The sequence below is a fragment of the Pseudomonas sp. EA_5y_Pfl2_R50 genome (assembly GCF_963970475.1).
GTDB lineage: Bacteria > Pseudomonadota > Gammaproteobacteria > Pseudomonadales > Pseudomonadaceae > Aquipseudomonas.
The window spans coordinates 1-15,880 of the sequence record NZ_CAXAPT010000009.1; the positions used below are offsets into that span (position 1 = coordinate 1).

Genomic DNA, 15,880 nt, shown 5'->3' on the forward strand with positions numbered 1-15,880 from the left:
GTTGAAGAATCGATAGAAATTTATAACCGTAAGCGACCTCACTTGTCCCTGAAATACAAAACGCCCGATGCGGTGCATCGGGCGTTTTGAGACTGAAACAGGTGTAAACCTATTTCAGGACTAGACACTTGAATTGTGCGTCGACAGTGCCGGCCCTTTCGCGAGCAAGCTCGCTCCCACAGGTTATGTGGTTCTTATGTAATCGGCGAAACAGCACAAATCACTGTGGGAGCAAGCTTGCTCGCGAAGAGGTCGGCAATGGCGCCGACACACTAGCGGGACGAAACGCGATAAACCCGCTCCTCCAACCGCGTCACCCCCGCCTGCAAGAACTTCCAGCTCTCCTCCAGCACATCCTGCTCTTCCAGCACTTGCACGTGCCAGCCATCACCCAGCAACCGCTGCACCTCATCCTCCCCCACCGCAAACGGTGGCCCGGGCATCTGTGCCTGATCGTAATCCAGCGTGATCAGCAGCCCCTGAACACCCGGCGCGAGGATCTGCTGAAGATGCGCCGCATAACGCTCACGCATCGCCGGCGGCAAGGCGATCAGCGCCGCCCGGTCATACAGTGCCGTGCAGTCGCCCACATCGCTGGCCGTCAGCGCGAAGAAGTCACCGCACCACAACTCGATGGCGTCGCCTCGGTAGACCTTGAACACGCCTTTTTCGCTGATCTGTGGCTCAATCCCGTGCTCGCTGAAAAAATCCTCGACCGCTTTTTCCGACAGCTCAATACCGAGTACTTGATGGCCTACACCCGCCAGCCACGCCAGATCCAGACTTTTCCCACACAGCGGAACCAACACACGTGCCGATGAGGCTACACCCAGATCCGGCCAGTGCCCCTGCAAATGTGGATTGACATCCGGCAAGTGAAAACCGATCTGCCCCGATTCCCACTTCTTGTGCCAAAACTCAGGCTGCATGCCCTACTCCTAATAATTCGATCAAAAAGCATTAAAACTTATATTAGATTTAGATCAATGAACTGACTGAAGATGAATCATCTTAACGCTCAGGACCCCTTCCATGCTGCCCAGCCTGTTTATCTCCCATGGCTCACCCATGCTTGCTCTCGAACCCGGCGCCAGTGGCCCGGCGCTGGCGCGGCTGGCCGCCGAATTACCGACACCCAAAGCCATCGTGATCGTCTCCGCCCATTGGGAGAGCCACGAACTACTGGTGAGCAGCAATGCACAACCGGAAACCTGGCACGACTTCGGCGGTTTTCCCCGCGCGCTATTTGAAGTGCAATACCCGGCACCGGGCAATCCGCTACTGGCCGCTGAAGTGGCTGCGCTGTTGACCGCCAACGATCTGCCCGCACGTCTTGATCCGCAACGGCCGTTCGATCACGGTGTTTGGGTGCCACTGTCGCTGATGTATCCGCAAGCAGATATTCCGGTGGTGCAAGTGTCGCTGCCGAGCCGTGCTGGCCCGGCGCTGCAAACCCGTGTCGGCCGAGCGCTGGCGAGCCTGCGTGATCAGGGTATTTTGCTGATCGGCTCCGGCAGCATCACCCACAATCTGCGCGAACTGGACTGGCACGCCGGCCCGGAAAGTGTCGAGCCGTGGGCGCGGGATTTCCGCGACTGGATGATCGACAAGCTGGCATCCCAGGATGAGGCGTCGTTGCATGATTACCGCCAGCAGGCACCGAATGCGGTACTCAGCCATCCGAGTGATGAGCATTTGTTGCCGTTGTACTTTGCGAGGGGCGCTGGTGGTGAATTCAGCGTGGCGCATCAGGGCTTCACGATGGGTGCGCTGGGGATGGATATCTATCGCTTCGGATGACGTCATCGCTGGCAAGCCAGCCCCTACACGTGTTCGTGTGAATCCAAACCGCAGGCAAAAAAAATCCCCGAACCAGTCGGGGATTTTTTATGTGCGATCAATCAGCCCGAGGGCGGATCAATCTTCGCGATAGCGACGCAGTTTCAGCTGCTTACCGGCAACGCGAGTGTCCTTCAGTTTGGTCAGGAGCTTGTCCAGACCATCTTCCGGCAGCTCGACGAGGCTGAAGCTGTCACGCACCTGGATGCGACCGATCGCTTCACGGGCCAGACCGCCTTCGTTGAGGATGGCGCCCAGCAGGTTCTTGGCAGCGATACCGTCACGCGCGCCCAGCGCGGTACGGCAACGAGCACGGCCTTCGCCCAAAGGCATTGGCGCACGACGCTCGCGGTCACCACGATCAGGACGATCACCGGAACGCTCAGGACGGTCGCCACGCGGTGCGTTGTTCGGCACCAGTGGACGCTCCTTCTCGATGGCAGCCAGGTTCAGCGCTTGACCGTTGGTGGCTTTGCGCAGCAGCGCAGCAGCCAGTGCACGCGGGGTGCAACCGATGTCTGCAGTCAGACGATCAAGCAGTTCACCGTGAGTCGATTCTGCATCAGCGACCAGCGGCGACAGGCTGTTGGTCAGTTTCTTGATGCGCGCATCGAGAACGGCCTGAGCGTCCGGCAGGCGAACTTCAGCCACTTTCTGACCGGTCACACGCTCGATCACTTGCAGCATGCGGCGCTCACGTGGAGTCACCAGCAGCAGTGCACGACCTTCGCGACCGGCACGGCCGGTACGGCCGATACGGTGAACGTAGGATTCTGGATCGTATGGCATGTCAACGTTGAATACGTGAGTGATGCGCGGAACGTCCAGGCCACGGGCAGCAACGTCGGTCGCCACAACGATGTCCAGACGGCCATCTTTCAGCGAGTCGATGACACGCTCACGCTGGTTCTGGGCGATGTCACCGTTCAGCGCCGCGGCTTTGTAGCCTTTGGCGTCGAGGGCGCTGGCCAGATCCAGGGTCGCTTGCTTGGTGCGCACGAACATGATCAGAGCGTCGAAGTCTTCCACTTCCAGCAAGCTGAGAACGGCGGAGGTCTTCTGGTCAGCGTGAACCAACAGGTGAGCCTGTTCGATCGCGGTAACGGTCTGGGTCTTGCTCTGGATCTTCACGTGCTTCGGATCGCGCAGGTGGCGCTCAGCGATGGCACGAATCGATTGCGGCAGGGTCGCCGAGAACAATACGGTCTGACGGGTTTCCGGCATGGCCTTGAAGATGACTTCCAGGTCGTCCATGAAACCGAGTTTGAGCATTTCGTCTGCTTCGTCCAGAACCAGGTGGTTCACGGTAGCGAGGACTTTTTCGTCGCGACGCAGGTGGTCGCACAGACGGCCCGGAGTGGCGACAACGATCTGTGCGCCATTACGGATTGCTTTCAATTGTGGGCCCATCGGCGCGCCGCCGTAGACAGCCACAACAGTTACGCCCGGCATTTGCTTGGCGTAGGTTTCGAAAGCGGTTGCAACTTGTAGCGCCAACTCACGAGTTGGGGCCAGGATCAGAGCTTGCGGCTCGCGCTTGGACGGATCAATGCGGTGCAGAATAGGCAGGGCAAAGGCAGCGGTTTTACCGGTACCGGTTTGCGCCTGACCAATCATATCGTGACCGGCGAGAATGATCGGGATCGACTGCTGCTGAATGGCCGAAGGCTCTTCATAGCCGGTAGCGACTACTGCAGCGACAATATTTGGATGAAGTTCAAGAGCGGCGAAGCCGCCGATTTCCTGGGTCATGGGTCTGCCTCTAAGTGCATCCGCAAAGACCCATGCTCCAAAGCTGCACATGCCGTGTTGAGACTCAAGAGTCGCCCTGGCAGCTTTGTCGGCGGGGATTTGCGAAAACGAATGAATGAAAAAGAATCGTCAAGGAAGAGTCCGCAGTGCAGACGTGCAGCCGAAGCTGGCTTCGGGGAATTGCGCTACCTAAACGCGGCCCGGTTAAAGGCCGGCGCGCACTATACCGGAATTTGCCCAAAAAGGGAGCTTTTTTTATCGCTTGAATGGGTGTGTCACCGCTGTGTAACGGGGTTTTGCAGATAATCGTGCCAAGGTCTATTTTTCAAAGGCCCGGCTCTGCGGGTGATGACGCTTAAACGATTCACCGATGTGCGGCATACCGTCGCTGCCACTGTCCTTCCCGCCCGAGGATTTCGCCATGAATCAGCCCTGCCCCGGCCGCGTCAGCCGTGAACGTCGTGGCCATGTCCATCTGATTGGCCTCGACCGGGCCGCCAAACGCAACGCATTCGACCTCGACCTGCTCAACGACTTGAGCCTGGCCTACGGCGAGTTCGAGGCCGACAGCGAAGCGCGGGTGGCGATCGTGTTCGGGCACGGCGAGCACTTTACTGCGGGTCTGGATCTGGTCAACGCCAGCCCTGCTCTCGCCCAAGGCTGGCAGGTTCCGACCGGCGGCTGCGATCCGTGGGGCGTTTTCGTCGGGCCGCGGGTAAGCAAACCGGTGATCGTTGCCGCGCAGGGTTACTGTCTGACCATCGGCATCGAGTTGATGCTAGCAGCGGATATCAACCTGTGCGCGAGCAATACCCGCTTCGCACAAATGGAAGTGCAGCGTGGGATCTTTCCTTTTGGTGGTGCGACTTTACGCTTTCATCAGGTAGCCGGTTGGGGCAATGCGATGCGCTGGTTGCTCACCGGGGATGAGTTCGACGCCCACGATGCGTTGCATCTGGGCCTGGTGCAGGAAGTGATGGCCAGTGAGGATCTGCTGCCCCGGGCGATTGAATTGGCCGAACGGATTGCCCGGCAGGCGCCGCTGGGGGTGCAGGCAACACTGTTGTCGGCGCGGCAGGCGCGTTATGAGGGGGAGACGGCGGCAGCGCAAGCATTACCGGCGCTGGTGAAGACGTTGCTGGCCAGTGAAGATGCCAAGGAAGGAGTACGGTCATTGGTCGAGCGGCGGCCTGGAGTCTTCAAAGGGATCTGAAAGATGTCGTGACTATCAGGACGCCTTCGCTGGCAAGCCAGCTCCCACAGTGACCGCGTCGTTCATCGATTTTGTGACCGACGCTAACCCTGTGGAAGCCGGCTTGCCCGCGAAGGGGCCATCACCTGCGACTCAGGTCGCCGGCCGAATGGCGTTGATCAACGATTGCAACGAATATCCCAGCTGCGGCGCCAGCGCTGCAGCCCGGGCGGTCAGCGCCTGCATGTCCAGCATCTGATCAAGGTCCGCCGGCACGATCAGAATCACATTGCCCTCTTTCACCGGCAGTTCCCAGTAATGCCGGTGATACAGCCCTCGCAACAACGCCGCACCGAGCGGTTTGCCGTCGTCGGTGGCCCACTGGTTGATCACCAGCCAGCCACCCGGATTCAGGCGTTTCTGACAGTCACCGAGAAAACTCCAGGCCAGATGCCCGACGCCCGGCCCGACATCGGTGTACAGGTCGACGAAAATCAGATCCGCCGGCTCCGCTGTCGGCAACAGTTCAAGGGCATCGCCGACGCGAATGTACAGGCGCGGATCATCGTCCAGACCGAGGTACTCGATGGCCAGGCGCGGCACATCCGGACGCAGTTCGATGGCTTCGACGTCTTCCAGCGGCAGGAATTTCAGGCAGGCCTGCGTCAGCGTTCCCGCTCCGAGTCCGAGAAACAGCGCACTCTCCGGCCGCTCATGACACAACGCACCGATCAGCATCGCCCGGGTGTAGTCATATTCGAGCCAGCTCGGGTCTGCGGTGAACACGCAGCTCTGCTCGATGGCATCACCGAATTCCAGAAAACGGTAATCGGCCACTTCCAGCACACGAATCACGCCGAATTCATCCTGTACCTCGGCGAGCAGATGCTCGACGCGCTCCTCAGTCATTTCGTCTCCTGGTGGTCACCGGGCGCGGTGACGCGATGGCACCGCTATGGCGCCGTGGCAAAGCGGCGATTGTCGGCGAAGGGGCGGGAACAGGTCACGCACTAATTGCTGCTAACATGGCCTTCCGTGCGAAGAACCTTAGAGACTGTGATGAGCCAACCCTGGAGTCCTGATAGCTGGCGCGCCTTGCCGATCCAGCAACAACCGCAATACCCCGACGCCGCGCACCTGCACCAGGTCGAGCAAACCCTGGCGAGTTATCCGCCGCTGGTGTTTGCTGGCGAAGCGCGCGAGCTGCGCCGCCAGTTTGCCGAGGTCACTCAGGGCCGGGCGTTCTTGCTTCAGGGTGGCGATTGCGCGGAAAGCTTCGCCGAATTCTCCGCAGCAAAGATTCGCGACACCTTTAAAGTGTTGCTGCAAATGGCAATTGTCATGACCTTCGCCGCCGGTTGCCCGGTGGTCAAGGTCGGGCGCATGGCCGGCCAGTTCGCCAAGCCGCGTTCGGCCAACGACGAAACCATCGACGGCGTCACGCTGCCCGCCTACCGTGGCGATATCGTCAACGGCATCGGTTTCGACGAAAAGAGCCGCGTGCCGGACCCGGAACGTCTGCTGCAGTCCTATCACCAATCGACCGCGACGCTGAATCTGCTGCGGGCTTTTGCTCAGGGTGGTTTTGCCGACCTGCATCAGGTGCACAAGTGGAACCTCGATTTCATCGCCAACTCGGCGCTGGCCGAGAAGTACAGCCACCTCGCCGATCGCATCGATGAGACTCTGGCGTTCATGCGTGCCTGCGGCATGGACAGTTCGCCGCAACTGCGCGAAACCAGCTTCTTCACCGCCCACGAAGCGCTGCTGCTCAACTACGAAGAAGCGTTCGTGCGTCGCGACAGCCTGACCAACGATTACTACGATTGCTCGGCGCACATGCTGTGGATCGGCGACCGCACCCGTCAGCTTGACGGCGCTCACGTCGAATTCCTGCGTGGGGTGAACAACCCGATTGGCGTCAAAGTCGGCCCGAGCATGAACCCGGACGACCTGATCCGCCTGATCGACGTGCTCAACCCGGACAACGATCCGGGGCGCCTCAACCTGATCGCGCGGATGGGCGCGAACAAGGTCGGCGATCACCTGCCGGCGCTGATTCGCGCGGTGCAGCGTGAGGGCAAGCAGGTGCTGTGGAGTTCCGACCCGATGCACGGCAACACCATCAAGGCCAGCAGCGGCTACAAAACCCGCGACTTCGCGCAGATCCTTGGCGAAGTCAAACAGTTCTTCCAGGTGCACGAAGCGGAGGGCAGTTATGCCGGCGGGATTCACATCGAGATGACCGGGCAGAATGTCACCGAGTGCATCGGTGGGGCTCGGCCGATTACTGAAGATGGCTTGTCGGATCGCTATCACACGCACTGTGATCCGCGGATGAATGCGGATCAGTCGCTGGAGTTGGCGTTTTTGATTGCTGAAACCCTCAAGCAGGTTCGCCGCTAAGGTTCGAGATCCTTATCGCTTGAACGGGCCTCTTCGCGAGCAAGGCCGCTCCCCCATTTGGAATGCCTTTCAAAATGTGGGAGCGGGCTTGCTCGCGAAAGGATCAGCTCAATCAACGCCTGTTTTCGCCAATGCCACCCGCAACCGCAGCGCACTCTCCCGCAGACAATTCAACTGCACCCGCTCAAGTCCCAACCAATCCGCCATTCGCCGCAAATTCACCGCCAGGGCTAACATCCCCTCTTCATCCAGCCCCGGCTCCTCCTCGTGTACCGCATGCACCGCCAGTCGTCCCGATGCTCGCTCAGCACGCAAATCCACCCGCGCGGCAATCCGCTCGTTGTGCAAAAACGGCAGCACGTAATAGCCATAAACGCGCTTGTCCTGCGGGGTGTAAATCTCCAGCCGATAACGGAAATCGAACAGACGCTCAGTGCGGCTACGCTCCCAGATCAACGAATCGAATGGCGACAGCAACGCGCTGGCCGACACTTTGCGCAAGACTTTCGGTTCGGGCAGGCAGTAGGCGATTTGCCGCCAACCGGCGACTTCGCAAGTCTGCAACTGACCGTCCTCAACCAGCTCCGCCAGGCGCGGTCGTGAGTCAGCCGGACTCAACCGGAAATAATCGCGCAGGTCTTTTTCGGTGCCGACGCCCAACGCCTGCGCCGCATGCAGCAGTAGCCCGCGCTGCGCCTCGGCTTCCCCAGGCCGCGGTTGTTGCAGGATCGCCGCAGGAATCACCCGTTGCGGCAAATCGTACAAGCGCTCGAACCCGCGCCGCCCCGCCACCGTCAATTCTCCGGCAGCAAACAACCATTCCAGCGCATGCTTTTCCGCGCTCCAGTCCCACCACGGCCCGGCTTTATCTTTCCGGGTCGACAGGCTGCCGGCGCCCAATGCGCCCTGCGCTTCGACCGAAGCCAGCACCCGGCGCACCGTGTCTTGCTGCTCGCGGCCGAATGTCGCCAACTGCTGATAAATACCCTCGCCTCGTTTGGCCCGCTGCATCCGCCAGTCCAGTAACGGATACATCGATAGCGGCAAGAGGGAGGCTTCGTGGCCCCAATATTCGAACAGCGTGCGGCGGCGCCCCGAGCTCCAGGCAGCCTGGTCGAGCAAATCAGGAGAATAATGACCCAGGCGGGAAAACAGCGGCAGGTAGTGCGAGCGCACCACGGCGTTGACGGAGTCGATTTGCAAAAGGCCCAGCCGTTCGATCAGCCGGTTGAGGTGCGACGCCTTGGCGGTCGGCGGCTGGCGCCCGTAGAACCCTTGGGCGGCCAGCGCCAGACGTCGCGCCTGTTTGAGGGAAAAGGACAATGTCGCGGGCATGTGTACCTCCATGTCTGCTCGCAACCTACCTCACCTGAAAGTGGTTTGTGTAGCGCTGTCCTCATCATTTATGCATCGGATCGTCCCAGAACGGCCGCACGGCTTCATGTTCAACGTCGGCACGACTGATCCCGATATCCTTCAACGTTTCGTCGCTGAGACTGGCGAGCAACTCGCGTTCACGGTGAAGTTCATACCAGCGGCTGAACCTGTGCAGCAGATCGGAAACGATATGACCGCTGTATTTTTCTTCGCTTGCATACTCTCTTTGACCTTTCATCGTATTGACCTCCTTTGTGGATGGCTCAAGTCTCGCGCCAGCGCTAAGATCAATCCAACGAATGTTTCTGATGGCATTCATCACGGAGATTCATCAATTGTCGGCCTACCCCAGTATCGATACCGATGTCCTGCGCACCTTTGTCGCGATTGCCGATCAGGGCGGTTTCACTCGCGCGGGCGAGATGGTCAACCGCACGCAATCGGCGGTCAGCATGCAGATGAAACGTCTGGAAGAAGACGTGCTGCAACGCCAACTGTTTGAACGTGACGGCCGGCAGGTGCGGCTGACTGCCGAGGGCCAGGTGCTGCTTGGTTATGCGCGGCGCATTCTCAAGTTGCACAGCGAGGTGTTCAACACTCTGCGCGAGCCGCACATGGTCGGCACCGTGCGCATCGGTACGCCGGACGATTATGTGATGAGGTTTCTGCCGGGGATTCTGTCGCGGTTTGCGCAGTTTTATCCGCTGATCCAGATCGAGGTGCACTGCGAGTCGACCAAACAGCTGTTGCAGCGCACCGACCTCGACTTGTCCATCGTCACCCGTGAGCCGGGTAACGAGATCGGCCAACTGCTACGCAAGGAGCGTTTTGTCTGGGCCGAGGCGCAAAACTTCGCCGCCCACGAACAGACGCCGCTGCCGCTGGCGATGTTCAACAGTGATTGTTTCTGCCGCTTGTGGGCGTGCAATGCGCTGGACGCAATGGGCCGCGAATACCGCATCGCCTACAACAGCACCAGCCTGTCGGCGCTGATGGCGGTGGTGAGCGCGGGTCTGGCGATCACCGCGCAGCTGGAAAGCCTGATTACCCCGGACATGCGCATTCTTGGCGCCGCCGAAGATCTGCCGTTGCTGCCCGAGGCGAGCATCATGCTGATCCGCAACCTCAACAACCCGTCGCCGATCACTGAGTGCCTGGCCGAGCACATCGTCGAAGGCTTCAAACTTTAAACGCGAGCATCACCGCACACAGCACGAGGAAAGCGCAGAACAGCCCGCGCAGACACTTTTCAGGCAGCGCGTGGGCGACTTTCACCCCCCAACTGATGCTCGCCAGTCCGCCGATGGCCAGCGGCAGGCCGATCATCCAGTCCACTTCGTGGTGCACTGCGTAGGTCACCAGCGTCACGCCGGTGCTCGGCAATGCCAGGGCCAGCGACAAACCCTGGGCGATCACCTGGGTGGTGCCGAACAGGCTGGTCAGCACGGGCGTCGCCACTACCGCGCCGCCGACACCGAACAATCCACCCATGGTTCCGGACGCCGCGCCGAGCACGCCGAGCCACGGCCACGAATAGCGCATCTCGGACGTTGCTGCGCGCTGGCGGCCAAACATCTTCAACAGGTTGTAGGCCGAAAGCACCACGAGGAATGCGACAAAACCGATGCGCATGGTTTGCGCGTCGATACCGACGGCCCAGATCGAACCGATCCAGGCAAAGCAGAAACCCATCGATGCCAACGGCAGCGCATGGCGCAGTTCGATGCGATTGCGCTGGTGATAGCGCCACAACGCCAACATCACGTTCGGCACCACCATGACCAGCGCCGTGCCTTGGGCGATCTGCTGATCGAGGCCGAACCAAACGCCGAGCAACGGGATAGCAATCAAGCCGCCGCCGATGCCGAATATGCCGCCGAGTGTGCCAAGGGCGGCGCCGAACAGCAGGTACAACAAAAACTCCATCACAGGCGAATTCCTCTCACGTCAGGCGATTCAATCCTACGCAGTCATGGCTGGCGGGGAAACGCACAGCAACGCACAATGGCTGTGCCAACTTCGCATAAGCGTTAAAATCATGAATCCCAATCAATTGACCGACCAGCTCGGGCTGTTTCTCGATGTGCTGGAAAGCGGCAGCTTTTCCGCCGCCTCGCGTCTGCATCCGTTAACACCCTCGGCGGTGGCCCGGCGCATCGACAGCCTGGAAAGCGCAGTCGGCAGCCAGTTGTTCATTCGCACCACCCACGCCGTGCGCGCGACGCCCGCCGGCTTGGCGTTTGCCGAACGCGCGCGACGGATCGTTGCCGAGCTGCAACTGGCCCGCGCCGAAGCGGTGTCCCTGAGCAGCGCACCGGAGGGTCTGATTCGCATCGATGCCCCAGCAGCGTTCGGGCGCCGACATCTGGCGCCGGTGATTGCGGACTTTCTGGTGTTATACCCCGGCCTGGACGTGCAACTGCACCTGATCGACAGCTTTGTGGACATGGGCGGTTCCAACCTGGGCAAGGTCGATCTGGTGCTGCGCGCCGGGCAGATGGCCGACACCCGATTGGTGGCGACTCCACTGGCGAGCATGGTGCGGATTGCCTGCGCCAGCCCCGACTATCTCAAGCGCCGAGGGGCACCGGCGACACCTGCGCAGTTGCATGAACACGATGGCCTCGATTGGGAGGGCCTCGCCCCGCCCTTCGCCTGGCGGTTCGAGCAGGACGGGCAGATGCAGCTTCATCGACCGGCGCGCATCCGCATGAGTGCCAACAACGCTGAAGCACTGGTGTGTGGCGCCTTGGCCGGACTGGGCATCGCTCATCTGCCAACGTGGCTGGCGAGTGAATACCTGCTGCGCGGCGAACTGGTGCCGTTGTTCTGCGCAAACGGCCTGCCACAACCGGAGTCCACCGGTATCTACGCCCTGCGGATGGAACAGCAAACCCACTCACGCAGCCGTTTGTTGCTGGAATACCTCAAGACCCGCTTCAGTCCAGTGCCGCCATGGGATCTGGCGTTGCAACGCGATCTGGGCCGGCACTGACGGGAAAAATTGTCTAGCGCATTAAAGATTCGGGCGCTAGATTCATGACCATCACTGAACAAGGCTTTGACATGACTTCCGAACGCGACACCTGCGACGACCTGCTGCTGGATAACCAGGCTTGCTTCGCCCTGCATTCCACTTCACTGATGATGACCAAGGTCTACAAGCCGCTGCTGCAAGCATTGGGGCTGACCTACCCGCAATATCTGGCGATGATGGTGTTGTGGGAGAAGGACGGTTTGACGGTCGGAGAAATCAGCACTCGCCTGCTCACAGATCCTGGCTCGCTGACGCCACTGCTCAAGCGCCTGGAGGCAGAAGGTCTGCTCAGCCGCACCCGCAGCCGTGAAGATGAGCGGGTGGTGATCGTCGAGTTGACCGAGCAAGGTCGAGCGTTGAAAGAAAAGGCCCAGACCGTTCCACAGTGCATCCTTGGCGCCAGCGGTTTTTCTCTGGAACGCCTGCAAAAACTGCAAGCGGAACTGCAGGCACTGCGCGGTCATTTGCAAGAAAGCCTGATCTGACCTCCACACACTCCCTGTGGGAGCGAGCCTGCTCGCGAATGGGATGTCTCACTCAACAACAGGTTGGCTGACAGATCGCATTCGCGAGCAGGCTCGCTCCCACATTGATTTCATCACCAGCAAAATATTTTCGACTCCTGACATTCCGCGCGATCCGCTCTAACTCAAGCCTTACAGCCACCCTCTCAGACCCGATCCTTCGCAAAAAAGCAGATTCTTCAAAAAATTATCTTGCGCACTAAATATTCGCGCGATACATTTGCTTCGTACCTACTTAGCGCGCAAACAATTAGCGCGCACACACACTCAATGAGGCTCACACCATGCAAACTCTCTACACCGCAATCGCAACCTCCACTGGCGGCCGTGACGGTCGTGCAATCTCCAGTGACAACATCCTCGACGTCAAACTCGCCACCCCGAAAGAACTGGGCGGTGCCGGCGGCGCGGCGACCAACCCGGAGCAACTGTTCGCTGCCGGCTACTCGGCCTGCTTCATCGGCGCACTGAAATTCGTTGCCAGCCAGACCAAACGAAAAATCCCTGATGACGCGTCGATCACCGCCCACGTCGGTATCGGCCAGATTCCCGGTGGTTTCGGTCTGGACATCGACCTGCACATCAGCCTGCCAGGTCTGGAACACGCCGACGCGCAAAGCCTGGTCGACGCGGCCCACCAGGTCTGCCCGTACTCCAACGCCACCCGCGGCAACGTCGACGTGCGCCTGCACGTCACCGTCTGACCGCTGACTCCCAGGCCCGAACAGGAAATGAACATGAACACTTTCAGCAAAGTCTTGACCGGTACCCTTCTCGCTCTGTCCATCCACAGTGCATTTGCCGGTGATGTCGAACACAACACGCAGGCATTCCTCGATGTACTGAATGCCGGCACTGGTAAACCGATGGAACAACTGACACCCAAAGATGCCCGCGCGGTGCTGGTCGGCGCGCAGTCCGGGGTCAAGCTGACGCTGCCTGAAGCCGACGTCAGCGAGAAGACCATTCAGGTCGATGGCCAACCGTTGAGCCTGACCATCGTCCGGCCGGCCGGGGTCAAGGGCGAACTGCCCGTGTTCATGTTCTTCCACGGCGGTGGCTGGGTGCTGGGTGATTTTCCGACCCACGAACGGCTGGTCCGTGATCTGGTGGTCGGATCGGGAGCGGCGGCGGTGTTCGTCAATTACACGCCCTCCCCGGAAGCGCATTATCCGGTGGCAATCAACCAGGCCTATGCGGCGACACAGTGGGTCGCCGAGCACGGCAAGGAAATCAACGTCGACGGCAAGCGTCTGGCCGTGGCGGGCAACAGCGTCGGCGGCAACATGGCGGCTGTGGTTGCACTGATGGCCAAAGACAAAGGCACCCCGGCGATCAAATTCCAGTTGCTGCTGTGGCCGGTGACCGATGCCAACTTTGATACCGGCTCCTACAAACAGTACGCCGAAGGACACTTCCTTACGCGCAACATGATGAAGTGGTTCTGGGACAACTACACCACCGACGCCAAACAGCGCAACGAGATCTACGCCTCGCCGCTGCGGGCGACCACCGCACAACTGAAAGGCCTGCCGCCAGCACTGGTGCAGACCGCCGGTGCCGATGTGTTGCGTGATGAGGGTGAGGCGTATGCGCGCAAACTCGACGAGGCTGGCGTGGCGGTGACGTCGGTACGCTACAACGGCATGATCCACGACTACGGTTTGCTTAACGTGGTCAGCCAGGTGCCGGCAGTGCGATCGGCGATGTTGCAGGCGTCTGAAGAACTGAAGCAACACTTGAAGTAACCACAATCCCGTTGTGGGAGCGAGCCTGCTCGCTCCCACACAGGACAGGCGTGAAGCTCATATCGCAGGCATAAAAAAGCCCGACTCAATGGTCGGGCTTTTTCTTTGCGCAAAAACCAGTGCTTATTTGGCACGGCCTTTGTAGGAACCGCCTTCGCGGGTATCGATCTCGATCATGTCGCCGATTTCGATGAAGTCAGCAACCGACAGCTCGGTACCGTTCTTCAGTTTGGCAGGCTTCATCACCTTGCCGGAAGTGTCACCGCGAGCGGAACCTTCGGTGTAGTCAACCTGACGCACGATGGTGGTCGGCAGCTCTACGGAAACCAGACGCTCTTCGAAGAACACGGCTTCGCAAACGTCGGTCATGCCTTCTTCAACGAAAGGCAGAACGCTTTCGATGTCTTCGGCGTTCAGTTCGTACATGGTGTAGTCAGTGGTGTCCATGAACGTGTAGGTGTCACCGCTGATGAACGACAGGGTGGCTTCTTTACGATCCAGGATCACGTCGTCCAGCTTGTCGTCCGCACCGTAAACGGTTTCGGTCTTGTAACCGGTCAGCAGGTTCTTCAGCTTGGTCTTCATGATCGCGCTGTTACGGCCCGACTTGGTGAATTCAGCTTTCTGAACCAGCCAAGGATCGTTGTCGATACGGATCACGGTACCGGGTTTGAGTTCTTTACCAGTTTTCATTGCGAATATCCGAATTTGGATGGGATTTACAAAAATCTAGGCCGCGTATCATATCCAATTTAGGTAAAACTGTACCAGCGCTGCGGCAAGATCGGCCTGCAAGCCTTGTTCCAGACACCATGCTTCGGCATTTTCCTGCAGCTCCAGCCAGTGTTTTCGGGCCTCGATCCAATGTTCGCCGATTGGCTGAGCGGCGCTCCAGGCACGCCAGAGACCGTTGATCGCCTCGGCAGCAGCCGGTGACAGGCCTTTTGTGTAGAGCGCGAGGAAGGCATCGAGCTTGTCCAGATGGATGTCTTCGTCCTGCTGATAAATGTGCCAGAGCAGCGGCCGCCCCGCCCACTGCGCGCGAACGAAGGAGTCTTCGCCGCGCACCGCGTTGAAATCGCAGCACCAGAGCAGGTGGTCGTATTGATCCTGACGGACGAAGGGCAACACCTGCACAGTCAATGACTGGCGCACATTAATCTCGCCCACCGTCAGGGTTTCCACGCCGAGCCAGCGTGCCACGTCGCCCAGAATCCGCCCTTGCGGCACCAGCAGATGCGTCGGCGCAGCATCGGCGGCCAGCACGTCGAGCCAGCTCGCCAGCCCGGCGTTCTCGTAGGCGAACAACGAAATCAGCTGGGCATCCGCTGCGCGATCCACCCCGAGACCTTGCAGGAACTGCCGTTGAGCCTCGGCATCCTGTTGAAAGTGTCGACGCTGCTCAAGCAAGCCGCGCTCACGCAACAGCCCTCCGGTGCCCGGCTGGAATCCCGGAAAGAAAAAGAACTTCTGCACCGACTTGTATTTGACCGACGGCAAGCCGTGACAGCCAATCACCCAGTCTTCGGCACTCAAGTAATCGAGGTTCATCCACAGCGGCGGCTTGGCCCGCTCGGCCATCGCGTCCATGTACGCGCTGGGCAATTGGCAAGCGAAGGCGGCGATCACCACATCAGCGGCCTCGGTCGGTGCCCATTCGGCCGGCCAGTGTCGGACTTCAACACCCTGCTGCCATTGCCGGTCACGGTCGATATCGACCTGCGGGCAAAGCCGCTCGAACGCGCGCAAATCATCGACCCACAACCGCACGTCCAGCCCATGTTCCGCGACCAGTTGCCGGGCCAGACGCCAGGTCACGCCGATGTCGCCGAAGTTGTCGACGACGGTGCAGAAAATATCCCAGCGGGTTTTCGATTGCGGCATTCAAGACTCCCGTTGGCAAAAGTGTCGATTGTCCGCATAAATGACCTCGCGCAGAAGAGCCGACGGCGATTAATCTTCGTGCGACAATCGCCACTTGCCCGCAATCATCCGCCAGGAGGCA

The 15,880-nt window shown here is 59.9% G+C and carries 16 protein-coding genes; 8 read left to right on the forward strand and 8 right to left on the reverse strand.

All coding sequences use genetic code 11. From position 1 onward, the window contains the following. Positions 1 to 272: 272 nt before the first annotated feature. Complete coding sequence (locus tag AACY19_RS16435; protein WP_339451910.1) at positions 273 to 929, reverse strand: thiopurine S-methyltransferase; 657 nt, start codon at positions 927 to 929, stop codon at positions 273 to 275. 103 nt (positions 930 to 1,032) lie between these two features. Here AACY19_RS16435 and AACY19_RS16440 point away from each other — a divergent pair, with 103 nt between their 5' ends. Then, entirely contained in the window at positions 1,033 to 1,800 is a 768-nt protein-coding gene (locus tag AACY19_RS16440; RefSeq protein ID WP_339451912.1) for a DODA-type extradiol aromatic ring-opening family dioxygenase, read from the forward strand. A gap of 117 nt (positions 1,801 to 1,917) precedes the next feature. On the opposite strand, the gene AACY19_RS16445 is transcribed toward AACY19_RS16440, so the two are convergent. Next, on the reverse strand, positions 1,918 to 3,591 hold the full coding sequence (locus AACY19_RS16445; protein ID WP_007964821.1) for a DEAD/DEAH box helicase: 1,674 nt from the start codon (positions 3,589 to 3,591) through the stop codon (positions 1,918 to 1,920). A 421-nt stretch (positions 3,592 to 4,012) separates the two neighbouring features. On the opposite strand from AACY19_RS16445, the gene AACY19_RS16450 reads away from it, so the two are divergent. Beyond that, entirely contained in the window at positions 4,013 to 4,804 is a 792-nt protein-coding gene (locus tag AACY19_RS16450; RefSeq protein WP_339451915.1) for a crotonase/enoyl-CoA hydratase family protein, read from the forward strand. 132 nt (positions 4,805 to 4,936) lie between these two features. On the opposite strand, the gene AACY19_RS16455 is transcribed toward AACY19_RS16450, so the two are convergent. Beyond that, positions 4,937 to 5,692 carry a spermidine synthase gene (locus AACY19_RS16455; protein ID WP_339451917.1) on the reverse strand — a complete coding sequence of 252 codons (756 nt, stop codon included), beginning with the start codon at positions 5,690 to 5,692 and terminating at the stop codon, positions 4,937 to 4,939. A 150-nt stretch (positions 5,693 to 5,842) separates the two neighbouring features. On the opposite strand from AACY19_RS16455, the gene AACY19_RS16460 reads away from it, so the two are divergent. Next, positions 5,843 to 7,189 (forward strand): class II 3-deoxy-7-phosphoheptulonate synthase, encoded by a 1,347-nt coding sequence (locus tag AACY19_RS16460; protein WP_016985491.1) that lies wholly within the window; start codon positions 5,843 to 5,845, stop codon positions 7,187 to 7,189. A gap of 108 nt (positions 7,190 to 7,297) precedes the next feature. Here AACY19_RS16460 and AACY19_RS16465 read toward each other — a convergent pair whose 3' ends face one another. Beyond that, complete coding sequence (locus tag AACY19_RS16465) at positions 7,298 to 8,524, reverse strand: winged helix-turn-helix domain-containing protein (RefSeq protein ID WP_339451921.1); 1,227 nt, start codon at positions 8,522 to 8,524, stop codon at positions 7,298 to 7,300. A 64-nt stretch (positions 8,525 to 8,588) separates the two neighbouring features. Continuing rightward, complete coding sequence (locus tag AACY19_RS16470) at positions 8,589 to 8,804, reverse strand: DUF1127 domain-containing protein (protein WP_339451923.1); 216 nt, start codon at positions 8,802 to 8,804, stop codon at positions 8,589 to 8,591. A 97-nt stretch (positions 8,805 to 8,901) separates the two neighbouring features. Here AACY19_RS16470 and AACY19_RS16475 point away from each other — a divergent pair, with 97 nt between their 5' ends. After that, positions 8,902 to 9,756 carry a LysR substrate-binding domain-containing protein gene (locus AACY19_RS16475; RefSeq protein ID WP_339452376.1) on the forward strand — a complete coding sequence of 285 codons (855 nt, stop codon included), beginning with the start codon at positions 8,902 to 8,904 and terminating at the stop codon, positions 9,754 to 9,756. Here AACY19_RS16475 and AACY19_RS16480 read toward each other — a convergent pair. Then, positions 9,746 to 10,492: a sulfite exporter TauE/SafE family protein gene (locus tag AACY19_RS16480; RefSeq protein ID WP_445262312.1), complete on the reverse strand. Its 747-nt coding sequence runs from the start codon at positions 10,490 to 10,492 to the stop codon at positions 9,746 to 9,748. The genes AACY19_RS16475 and AACY19_RS16480 overlap by 11 nt on opposite strands. 112 nt (positions 10,493 to 10,604) lie before the next feature. On the opposite strand from AACY19_RS16480, the gene AACY19_RS16485 reads away from it, so the two are divergent. From AACY19_RS16485 to AACY19_RS16500, 4 genes are all read left to right on the forward strand, one after another. After that, the gene (locus AACY19_RS16485) at positions 10,605 to 11,561 is read left to right on the forward strand and encodes a LysR family transcriptional regulator (protein ID WP_339451926.1); all 957 of its coding nucleotides are present in this window, start codon (positions 10,605 to 10,607) and stop codon (positions 11,559 to 11,561) included. A 71-nt stretch (positions 11,562 to 11,632) separates the two neighbouring features. After that, on the forward strand, positions 11,633 to 12,088 hold the full coding sequence (locus tag AACY19_RS16490) for a MarR family winged helix-turn-helix transcriptional regulator (protein WP_339452378.1): 456 nt from the start codon (positions 11,633 to 11,635) through the stop codon (positions 12,086 to 12,088). 323 nt (positions 12,089 to 12,411) lie between these two features. Then, positions 12,412 to 12,831 (forward strand): organic hydroperoxide resistance protein, encoded by a 420-nt coding sequence (locus tag AACY19_RS16495; protein ID WP_339451928.1) that lies wholly within the window; start codon positions 12,412 to 12,414, stop codon positions 12,829 to 12,831. 33 nt (positions 12,832 to 12,864) lie between these two features. Then, the gene (locus tag AACY19_RS16500; RefSeq protein WP_339451930.1) at positions 12,865 to 13,875 is read left to right on the forward strand and encodes an alpha/beta hydrolase; all 1,011 of its coding nucleotides are present in this window, start codon (positions 12,865 to 12,867) and stop codon (positions 13,873 to 13,875) included. Between the two features lie 123 nt (positions 13,876 to 13,998). Here AACY19_RS16500 and AACY19_RS16505 read toward each other — a convergent pair whose 3' ends face one another. Together AACY19_RS16505 and earP are read right to left on the reverse strand one after the other, a co-directional pair. Next, entirely contained in the window at positions 13,999 to 14,568 is a 570-nt protein-coding gene (locus AACY19_RS16505) for an elongation factor P (RefSeq protein WP_003226785.1), read from the reverse strand. A 48-nt stretch (positions 14,569 to 14,616) separates the two neighbouring features. Further along, positions 14,617 to 15,759 (reverse strand): elongation factor P maturation arginine rhamnosyltransferase EarP, encoded by a 1,143-nt coding sequence (gene earP / locus AACY19_RS16510; protein ID WP_339451932.1) that lies wholly within the window; start codon positions 15,757 to 15,759, stop codon positions 14,617 to 14,619. Positions 15,760 to 15,880 lie beyond the last annotated feature (121 nt).

Coding starts and splice junctions, on each gene's coding strand:
- AACY19_RS16435 (WP_339451910.1), bottom strand. CDS start 929: ATGCAGCCTGAGTTTTGGCACAAGAAGTGGGAATCGGGGCAGATCGGT.
- AACY19_RS16440 (WP_339451912.1), top strand. CDS start 1,033: ATGCTGCCCAGCCTGTTTATCTCCCATGGCTCACCCATGCTTGCTCTC.
- AACY19_RS16445 (WP_007964821.1), bottom strand. CDS start 3,591: ATGACCCAGGAAATCGGCGGCTTCGCCGCTCTTGAACTTCATCCAAAT.
- AACY19_RS16450 (WP_339451915.1), top strand. CDS start 4,013: ATGAATCAGCCCTGCCCCGGCCGCGTCAGCCGTGAACGTCGTGGCCAT.
- AACY19_RS16455 (WP_339451917.1), bottom strand. CDS start 5,692: ATGACTGAGGAGCGCGTCGAGCATCTGCTCGCCGAGGTACAGGATGAA.
- AACY19_RS16460 (WP_016985491.1), top strand. CDS start 5,843: ATGAGCCAACCCTGGAGTCCTGATAGCTGGCGCGCCTTGCCGATCCAG.
- AACY19_RS16465 (WP_339451921.1), bottom strand. CDS start 8,524: ATGCCCGCGACATTGTCCTTTTCCCTCAAACAGGCGCGACGTCTGGCG.
- AACY19_RS16470 (WP_339451923.1), bottom strand. CDS start 8,804: ATGAAAGGTCAAAGAGAGTATGCAAGCGAAGAAAAATACAGCGGTCAT.
- AACY19_RS16480 (WP_445262312.1), bottom strand. CDS start 10,492: ATGGAGTTTTTGTTGTACCTGCTGTTCGGCGCCGCCCTTGGCACACTC.
- AACY19_RS16485 (WP_339451926.1), top strand. CDS start 10,605: ATGAATCCCAATCAATTGACCGACCAGCTCGGGCTGTTTCTCGATGTG.
- AACY19_RS16490 (WP_339452378.1), top strand. CDS start 11,633: ATGACTTCCGAACGCGACACCTGCGACGACCTGCTGCTGGATAACCAG.
- AACY19_RS16495 (WP_339451928.1), top strand. CDS start 12,412: ATGCAAACTCTCTACACCGCAATCGCAACCTCCACTGGCGGCCGTGAC.
- AACY19_RS16500 (WP_339451930.1), top strand. CDS start 12,865: ATGAACACTTTCAGCAAAGTCTTGACCGGTACCCTTCTCGCTCTGTCC.
- AACY19_RS16505 (WP_003226785.1), bottom strand. CDS start 14,568: ATGAAAACTGGTAAAGAACTCAAACCCGGTACCGTGATCCGTATCGAC.
- earP (WP_339451932.1), bottom strand. CDS start 15,759: ATGCCGCAATCGAAAACCCGCTGGGATATTTTCTGCACCGTCGTCGAC.